This is a genomic window from Marinicella gelatinilytica (assembly GCF_026410405.1).
GTDB lineage: Bacteria > Pseudomonadota > Gammaproteobacteria > Xanthomonadales > Marinicellaceae > Marinicella > Marinicella gelatinilytica.
Window position 1 is genome coordinate 62,817 of record NZ_JAPMLN010000017.1, and the last position, 9,484, is coordinate 72,300.

Here is a 9,484-nt window from a genome sequence, read left to right on the forward strand (position 1 = left end):
AGCTTGTCGAAGCCAAACTGAAACGAAACTTTTATTCCAAACACCAAAATAAGTCGCAATTAAAACTGACGGTAGTCATCCTCGTGCTTGACACGAGGACCTCATAACGTACTTACTATTCCAAACACCAAAATAAGTCGCTACCAATCCACCAACACCCACCAAACCTTTGCACAAACATCACAAGCTCATTATATTGATTACGTCGGCATGACAACCGACACCCACCCAAAACTTCATAAAAATCCATCAAAAGGAGGAATCACTATGCAAACACCCATCTACGACATCATCGGCGATATTCATGGCCACGGCATCAGCCTGAGAAACTTGCTCAATAAACTTGGCTATGAACAAAACAAAGGCATTTACCAACACCCACAAGGCAATAAAGTCGTTTTTCTCGGTGACTTTATCGATCGTGGCCCGACGCACCGCGAAGTCATCGACACCGTCCGGCCCATGATTGATTCAGGCCACGCCTTGGGGATTATGGGCAACCATGAATTTAACGCCATCTGCTACCACACACCGGACGAGCAGGGCGGTTATCTGCGCGAACGCAGTGAAAAGAACGTGAAGCAACATAAAGCCTTTATGGCAACCTATCCCGACAAGGCCGAACGCGATTACATCATCAACTGGTTTAAAACCCTGCCTTTATGGCTGGAATTAGAAACCTGCCGCGCCGTCCACGCCTGCTGGCATGAAGGCTCCATAGCCACCTTAAAACCCTGGCTCAAAGAAGACAACACACTCTTAGACATCGGCTACGTCGTCGCCAGCGACAAAACCCATCCCGCCTATGACGCTGTTGAAACGCTGTTAAAAGGTGTGGAAACACCGTTGCCCAATGGCTTGTCATTTCAAGATGAGGCTGGACATACTCGTCATGACATCAGAACAAAATGGTGGAACTCAGACGCTGACACTTTTTCAAAAGCATCTGTATCAACAGAAATTGACTTAGACGAAAAAACACCCAAAGAAACCCGCTGGGGCTATCCAAAAGACGCCAAACCGGTATTCTTCGGACATTACTGGTTAGATGATGACAAACCCCAACCGCAGTCATCCAACGTCGCCTGCGTTGATTACTCCATCGCCAAAGGCGGCAAACTCGCCGCCTATCGAATGCGCCCCGGTGAATCACTGAATAAAAGGAATTTTTATGTGGTAGATTGATTGATAAATGATTAATACCCAGAAACGCGACGTCCTCGGACTCGATCCGGGGACCCAATTCACGCAGTGAATAAAAGCGAAGCTTTTCTACCAACAAATTTTGTCACCCACCACTAAAAAAAGACAAATGCCATCCCGAGCGCAGTCAAGGGATCTCAAAACACCACCATAAGTCGCACAGACAAGTACGATTAAAAAATATCTATTGAATTTTTTTCTTATATTGGGCAAAGTGATTGTTGGTTTTTGTAATCTCATAAGCTAACGATTAAAATCCAAAAGAGCTGTTTCTTTACCGAAGCTTAACTTAATAAAAAAACATAACTAAAAATAGGGTTGAAATGATTTGAAAATTTATATCATGAGACTCAATTAAAAATTAAATAACTGTAACCATAAAATGAGTAAGATAAATTCACTAATAAAGGACTTCTCAACAACCAACTTAATTGCTTTTTTAAGAGCATCTATTCCTTCCTTCAAACCTGATGACGATGATTTAGACCATTTATTCCCAGAGGATATATACCACAAATACGAATCTATAATTAAAATTGGTGAAGCCGAAATTGATACAGACGAACTCATTGTCATCGCTTCTAAAACTAACGAACCACTAACAGAACGAACTGGAAAGAAAAACCAATACGAAATCGCAAAGACCATTCTAAAGCACGAAGTAAAAGATGCTTCCCTTTTTGTATATTATGATGATAACGGAAATTTCAGGTTCAGTTTTGTTAAAGCAAATTATTTAGGTACAAAAAGAGATTTTACGGATTTTAAACGTTACACCTATTTCGTAACACCAAGCCAAACCAATAAAACATTTATTAAACAAGTTGGTGGATGTAATTTTAATTCACTAGATGAGATCATCCAAGCATTTAGCGTTGAACCTCTCAATAAGCAATTCTATCAAGACATTGCCAAGTCATTTTATGGTTTGATTGGAGGAAAAGTTAAGATTGGTAGTAGAAATGTGGAATTTGACACATGTTTAAAATTACCATTTACATCAGTAGAAACAAACCGAAAATTTATCAAGAATTTGCGGTACGTCTTATTGGTCGAACAATTTTCTGTTGGTTTTTAAAAAATAAAAAATCTGACGCAGGTAAATCTCTTCTTCCTGATAGTTGGTTATCATCAAATGCTGTGCAGGAAGATTACTATCACTCTACTTTAGAAAAACTGTTCTTCTTAGTCTTAAATACCAAAATATCTGAACGGAAGAACCACTTTCTCCTACTTGACAATCATATTGATATTCCTTTTTTAAACGGCGGACTATTTGAACCGCAAGCTGAAGATTATTTTGTCGCCCAAAATGCAAATTATTCACTCGAAATTCCAGACAAATGGTTTAAAGATTTGTTTGAAACTCTTGAACAATACAATTTTACCATTGATGAAAACAGCATCCATGATGCAGAAGTAAGCATTGACCCAGAAATGCTGGGAACCATATTTGAGAATCTATTGGCAGAGATTGACCCAGACACCGAAAAAAGTGCAAGAAAAGCAACGGGTAGTTTTTACACACCCAGAGAGATTGTCGATTATATGGTTGAGCAATCTTTGGTTCAATATTTAAAAACAAAAGTTACCTTAGAAAATGAAGAACAGCTATTAGAACTCTTTAAAGAAGGTGGCGATAACAAATATCAGACGTCAACTAACTTGTCCGGTCGGCGTCAATTAACTTGGCCGGTATTTGAGTTTAGTTTTATAGCTTGTTTTTTACGGTAGCTTTCGCCTATTATTTGATAGATTTCACTGTGGTGAACAAGTCTGTCGATAGCGGCAACTGTCATCATGTTGTCACCGAATATACTATCCCACTCACTGAATGCTTGATTCGATGTAATCAATAAACTGCCACGTTCATAACGATGTGCAATCAGTTCAAACAACACCTGACTTTCACTATCAGTCTTTTTTACGTAACCGATATCATCCAATATCAACAGCTCATATTTATCGAGCTTTCTTAGGGCATCAGTTAAGCCCAACGTTTCTTTTGCACGTTGGAGTTCTTGAACAATAGCCGTACTGGTGCTGAATTTAACGCGCACTGCTTTTTCAAGTAATGAGTAACCAATCGCACAGGCTAAGTGAGTTTTCCCTAAACCACTAGCACCAAATAATAAGATATTATGGCCTTGTCTAAGCCAGTCAATCTGATTAACTTTTTGTTTCATTTGGAGCGATGTAACACCTTCTATTTCATCAAAGTTATACTGGCTAAGCTGTTTACCTACGGGTAATTTACTCTCTTTAAGTAACCGTTTTAATCGACTTTCATGACGATGATTAGCTTCAAGTTCGCATAGCTCGGCAAGGAATAGCTGAGGCTCCCACTCCTGTGAAACAGCCTTTTGGGCAAGGACTTCCCATTCTTTGGCTATCGCACTTAAGCGTAGCTCTTTCAGTAATATTGGTAAGCTTTGAATATTAGCCATGTAACCCTCCGAGCAATATATCGTAATCACTTATTTGATGTTGATGACTGACAATGTTTGGTATGACGAGCTTGCTTGGGGCAAACAATTTACGGCACATATCAATAGATACACACTTACCTTGCTCGTGATTTTTCAAGACATAACGACCAAGTGCATGCTCGCAATTATAGTTATGAGCGAGTAACAATAGCTCAACCATATAACGACAGTCTTTATCGCTGACATGATCTGCTGTTAACTGCTGCCACAACAAACTGAAGTCACCTTCTGGGATCAAATCTTCTCGTAACTGCGAGTATTTGAACGCATTGGGCTTTTTCGCAAGTGAGTGAATCACATGTTTATAATCTACTACTCGTGATCTTAGGTGCCCTTGAGCGTATACCCTAGGCAGGGATAGCGTCTTTTCATGACCAAGGAATAAGTCCAGCTGGGTATCATAAATGTGCACAAGTAATCGATGACTAATCAATCTAGAAGGTACGGTATACGTCACGCGCTTAACACTGATGGTGCTGCTAGAGGTGACTTTAACGTATTGTTCGCAGAAGTCGTTGGTACGACGTTTAGGCAAATCATTTAAGTGTTTTCGCTCTTCATCAAATCGAGTTTTGCATTGGCGATTAATTTTGGCGACAATTACATCAAGAAACGATTGGTACTCGGTAATAGTCGCGAAATCACGACTGCCACGTAGTCGTAACTGCTGATCTACTTTTCGTTTTAAATGACTGTGTGCCACTTCAATCGCACCATTTTCGTGAGCCACGCCTTTATTGTTACGCGTCGCAACGACGCAATAGTGAGCACATAGTTTTTGATAGCGTTCAGTCAACGTTTCCTGTTCATAATGATTATTGAATGCAGCGCTTAAGCTATCGGTTCGGTGTGTCTGTGGCACACCACCACTGCGCCAAAATGCATTTTGTAAACCCGTAGAGAGTGATTCGAAACTTTCACCACCAAAGACAACTTGAGCATACGTCCAGCCACTGAACACTAACTTGTAATGAAAAAGCTTATGAGAAAATGCTTGACCTGCAATGGATATTTCAAGTTTGTTCATCCAAGTGTAATCAGATATCCCCATAAATCCTGGCATGTACTTTTGACGAAAGATAACTTCTTGCTCTGGCCCTTCAGTTGCCAACCACTTTTTGACTCGACGTTGTAACGTACGTAAATGGTTGTGACCAAATTTACCTGGCATGAGTGTATCAAGCTGATCTAATAACGTAATGGGTTTAAGCTCTGGATCTGTTTTGAGCAATGGCACTAGATGCTCTTCAAACGCGCCATTAAATGGATCTTTGCGTGTTCGATAAACTCTGGGGAGGTGGGTAGTTGAATGTTGGCCTGATTCGATGCGTCGAGCCGTTCGCTCTGACATACCGGACTGAGCCGCGGCTGCTGTTTGTTTATGATCCTTACGATAAGACATATATAAATTAACCTGTTGCTTGGTTATAGGTTTCCCAGACATATCTTTCTCTAGTGAATTTGATATATCTGAAGTGTACCAAAACCGGCCAACCTAGTTGTCGCCGACCGGCCAAGCTAATTGTCGCCTAATAAACAAATTTGATCAAAACGAAACGATAAACCTATTAGAAGCTTTAAGCGTTGTAAAAATATTAGACCCAGCCTGTGGTTCTGGTGCTTTCCCAATGGGAGCGTTACACAAAATTATAAATGCCTTACAAAAGCTAGACCCAGATGCGTCTTGGTGGAAAGAAAAACAATTAGCAAATGTACCAAATGCACTAGCGAAACAAATACTTAAAAAAAAGCTAGATGGCGAAAGTGCAGATTACATCCGAAAACTAGGCGTGATACAAAACTCAATTTATGGTGTTGATATACAACCTATTGCTTCTGAAATCTCTAAACTACGAAGCTTTCTATCTTTGGTTATTGATGAGACCATTGTAGATGATGCTGATAATAGAGGGATACAAGCCTTACCTAACTTAGAATTCAAATTTGTGACTGCTAATACCCTGGTTGGTTTGGAAGAAAACAAAAAGCAAGGAGCTCTAGATTTCGAAGGAAAATCCACAAAAAATATTACTGAGTAACTTAACATACTGCAAGACCAACTAAAGACTATACGAAGTCAATATTTGCAAGCCTATGGCGAAGAAAAAACCCAACTAAAGAAAGATTTTGATGATATACAAACCAAAATATTTAAACAAGATATAGCTGGTGGAGGACATAATAAACTTGCTTTACAATTAGCTTCTTGGAAACCCTTTAGCAATGAAAGTAATACTTGGTTTGACCCATATTGGATGTATGGCGTAGACAAATTTGATATTGTGATTGGGAATCCGCCTTATGTATTTACAAGAGATGTTGATTTTGGCCCAGATTTTAAAGATTATGTAAATAGAGAATATTTTTCTTCAATATCATTACCAAATAGGTCTAGAGCAAGGCAATCAGGAAAAATTAATCTTTTTGCTGTATTTCTTTTAAAAGGAAAACGATTAATTACGAATAAAGGTAGTCTAATTTATATTATTCCTAATAATATTTTGAGAGGTACAGTTTATGATGTCATTAGATATGAATTATTGATGAATAATGATATAAAATCAATTGTAGATTTGGGAGCAGGGGTTTTTAGTAAAGTTACGGCTTCAACTATTTTGTTACAGATAGGTAACAAAAGTGATGTTTCACCAAAAACTAATGTTTTAACCGATGTTATTTCTCTAGCTGAAACAAAGTACAAACAAAAGGAGATTCAGCAAGATATTTTTATAGAAAACACAAGCTACACCTTTAATATAATGCTAAATGCTGTTCAACTTCAATTATCTAATAAGATTAAAAGAGGTAAGAAAGAATTAGGAAGTTTCTGTGTAGATATTATTGAAGGAATAGTAGCTCATAAATATTTAATCCTATCAAATAAGGGGGATAATTGCTTCGATTTAATTGAGGGTAAGGATATTAAAAGGTTTGCTATTAGAGACAGTTCTAACTTCATAGTGTGGAATAAAGATGAGATTCATAGAACTAGACCAGATTATTTATGGAAAGAAAGCAAGAAAATTGTTATGCAGAGAATAAGTGGAGGCACTATGCCTTTAGTAGCAGGAATAGATAAAGAAAAAAGAAAAGCTTTTGCATCTACAAATAGTATAGTTTTAGTTGACGATTACAAAAATTATTATGAGTTTTTCACTTGTCTTTTAAATTCAAAAATACTCAATTGGTATTATGCCAATAACTTTTCAAATAATTCAAATTTAACAGTAAATATTTCGAAAACATTTTTAGAGACTCTTCCTATTAAAATCATAAAAGAATCAAAACTTCAATTATTCAAAGATTTACATCATAAGCTTGAAGACACATATGGTACGCCTAGTTTTGAACAAAACTACGCATTACTTAATAAAATAATCTACAAAATTTATGAGTTGACTTTCAAAGAAGTTAAAATCATCGACCCAGAATTTAAACTAACTGAAAAAGAATATGATAATTACCAAATAAATTAATGAGCAATAACTTTATAACCAATAGTGCAGAAAATGCAACGCTAAAAAAGCGTTTAGAAGAGTTAATATCTGTTAGCACAGAGTTGAAGTTTTTGGTTGGCTTTTTCTACTTTTCGGGTTGGCAAGAAATCTATAAAAAACTACAAGTCAATCCTGACGTAACACTTAAAATTTTAGTTGGTTTACAAGTAGATAAGTATTTAAGAACAATTGTAGAAGTAGGTTTACAAGACGACACTTTAAGTCAAGAAGAACACTTTTCCCAGTTTATGAAATCTATGGGTTTTGCCATTAATAACGCCGAAATGGATAATGAAGCTTTCTATAATCAGATTGAATTCTTCATTCAATTATTAGACGAGGGCAGATTAATCATACGTAAAACGCTCAATCCCAATCACGCCAAAGTATATATATTTAGTTTAAATGAAACGCAAATTAGTTTAAGAAATACATTTATAACTGGAAGTAGTAATTTAACTAAAGCAGGTTTACGCAATCAAGAAGAATTTAATGTAGAAATAAAAGACTATGGTTTTGAAACTGCCGAAGCTTATTTTGATGAGCTTTGGGAAACAGCAGTTCCCATAACTGAAGCAGAAAATGGCACTAAAATAATTATTGATTTTCTTAAAAACAAAAGTCAGGCTTCGCTAATTACACCATTTGAAGCCTATGCATTAATTCTAAAAACTTATATAGAACTTCAAGAAGCCAAAAAAATTAGTGATGCCATAATAAGGCTTTTAGATGAAAATGGTTTTGAAAAATACCAATACCAATTAGACGCGGTTAATCAAGCACTAAATGTTATAGAAACCTATAACGGAGTTATTATTGCAGATGTGGTTGGTTTAGGTAAATCGGTTATTGCCTCATTAATAGCTAACCAATTAGGTAAAAGGGGCTTAATACTTTGTCCACCAGGATTAATTGGAAGTAAAAAAGAAAATTCAGGTTGGTGGGAATATTGGAATCGTTTTAAACTCTATAATTGGGATATTGAAAGTTCTGGGAATTTAGAAGCGGTAGCAGAAAGTATCCAAAAAAACAATTTAGAGTATCAAGTTATCATTGTTGATGAAGCTCATAAATTTAGAAATCAAGATACTTCGGCCTATGAAGCTTTGATGGATACTTGTAGAGGGAAGCAAGTCATTCTATTAAGTGCAACACCATTTAATAATTCCCCAGCAGATGTTTTTTCATTATTAAAACTATTTATTGTTCCTGGCGCATCAGGAATTACCATTGAAGCTGATTTAGAAGGTCGTTTCAACGCCTATAACTACCGATTCAAACGTTTGTCTAACATTCTTAAAAATCACAATTCTAACGATCCAGAAAAGCGGAGAAAAGCAGAGAGAGATTACGAAAAAATGTTTGGTTTAATACCACCAATTGATTTAGCAATTGTTCGGGGGAATGTTAATGCAATGGCTAATGATATTAAAAACATTATCACACCAGTTGTTATAAGACGAAACAGATTAGATCTTAAAACCGATTTTGAATATAAAAAAGAAATAAGCAATCTTTCAGAAGTAAAAGACCCAGAAGAACAATTTTATGAATTATCAGCTGAACAATCAGATTTTTACAATAGAATTATACGAGATTATTTTTCAGAAACTGGTCATTTTAAAGGTGCAATTTATAAGCCAAATGAATATGAAAGTATAAAGGAGGATGAAGACAAGCTTTCCGAAGACGACAACAGAACATTTCAACAACAACGTAACTTATTCGACTTTATGAGACGTTTACTAGTGAAACGTTTTGAAAGTTCGTTTGGTGCGTTTGAAAAAAGTATTCAACGTTTTTTACGTACCAATAAAATGGTATTGTCATTCATCGAAAAGTCTGGCAAATATGTGATGGACAGAAAAATAATTGAAAATATTTATGATGATACAGATGATGCAGAAGATTTCACTTTTAAAGCCATAAAAGAAGCTTTAGAAGAGTTTGAACGTAATGCCATCAATCATACCAAGCCAAAACTCACAAAAATCTATGATATTGAGTCGTTTCAATTTAAAAAGGAATTTATAAATGATATTAAAAATGATATCAAACTATTTGAAAGAGTTGAACAAGAAATTAAAAGTTTAAATATCATTAAAAATGACCCAAAACTTAAAGCTGTTTTAGAAACGATAAAGGAAGTTCTTAAGTAAGCGCCAAGCGAACCCCATGGTTGATAGTTTAGTTTAGCTGTGTGTGGGTGTCTAATCGAGCTGGATGTTTTCAGGCAACAACTGTTCTATTTGTTCCACTGTTTTGGCGTTGGGTAGTTGGCGGTAGATTTCAGTG

Annotated in this window: 8 protein-coding genes; 6 read left to right on the top strand and 2 right to left on the bottom strand. The window is 36.3% G+C overall.

Going from position 1 to position 9,484, the window contains the following annotated elements:
• Positions 1-87: 87 nt before the first annotated feature.
• From OS173_RS11565 to OS173_RS11575, 3 genes are all read left to right on the top strand, one after another.
• Entirely contained in the window at positions 88-1,185 is a 1,098-nt protein-coding gene (locus OS173_RS11565; protein ID WP_267184448.1) for a metallophosphoesterase, read from the top strand.
• Between the two features lie 400 nt (positions 1,186-1,585).
• Entirely contained in the window at positions 1,586-2,281 is a 696-nt protein-coding gene (locus OS173_RS11570; protein ID WP_267184449.1) for a hypothetical protein, read from the top strand.
• On the top strand, positions 2,182-2,937 hold the full coding sequence (locus tag OS173_RS11575) for a type IIL restriction-modification enzyme MmeI (protein WP_267184450.1): 756 nt from the start codon (positions 2,182-2,184) through the stop codon (positions 2,935-2,937). Before OS173_RS11570 ends, OS173_RS11575 begins: the two co-directional genes overlap by 100 nt.
• Here the strand turns inward: OS173_RS11575 and istB are convergent.
• Both istB and istA read right to left on the bottom strand, forming a co-directional pair.
• Positions 2,883-3,650, bottom strand: a complete 768-nt coding sequence (gene istB, locus OS173_RS11580) for an IS21-like element helper ATPase IstB (protein WP_267184451.1) — start codon at positions 3,648-3,650, stop codon at positions 2,883-2,885. The genes OS173_RS11575 and istB overlap by 55 nt on opposite strands.
• Positions 3,643-5,136, bottom strand: coding sequence for an IS21 family transposase (gene istA, locus OS173_RS11585; protein ID WP_267184452.1), 1,494 nt, complete (start codon positions 5,134-5,136; stop codon positions 3,643-3,645). Before istA ends, istB begins: the two co-directional genes overlap by 8 nt.
• Positions 5,137-5,191: 55 nt before the next feature.
• On the opposite strand from istA, the gene OS173_RS11590 reads away from it, so the two are divergent.
• The 3 genes from OS173_RS11590 to OS173_RS11600 are packed head-to-tail and all read left to right on the top strand — an operon-like array spanning position 5,192 to position 9,348.
• The gene (locus OS173_RS11590; protein ID WP_267184453.1) at positions 5,192-5,731 is read left to right on the top strand and encodes a hypothetical protein; all 540 of its coding nucleotides are present in this window, start codon (positions 5,192-5,194) and stop codon (positions 5,729-5,731) included.
• Positions 5,732-5,776: 45 nt separating this feature from the next.
• The gene (locus OS173_RS11595) at positions 5,777-7,168 is read left to right on the top strand and encodes an Eco57I restriction-modification methylase domain-containing protein (RefSeq protein WP_267184454.1); all 1,392 of its coding nucleotides are present in this window, start codon (positions 5,777-5,779) and stop codon (positions 7,166-7,168) included.
• On the top strand, positions 7,168-9,348 hold the full coding sequence (locus OS173_RS11600; protein WP_267184455.1) for an SNF2-related protein: 2,181 nt from the start codon (positions 7,168-7,170) through the stop codon (positions 9,346-9,348). The genes OS173_RS11595 and OS173_RS11600 overlap by 1 nt, the downstream gene beginning before the upstream one ends.
• Positions 9,349-9,484: the final 136 nt, after the last annotated feature.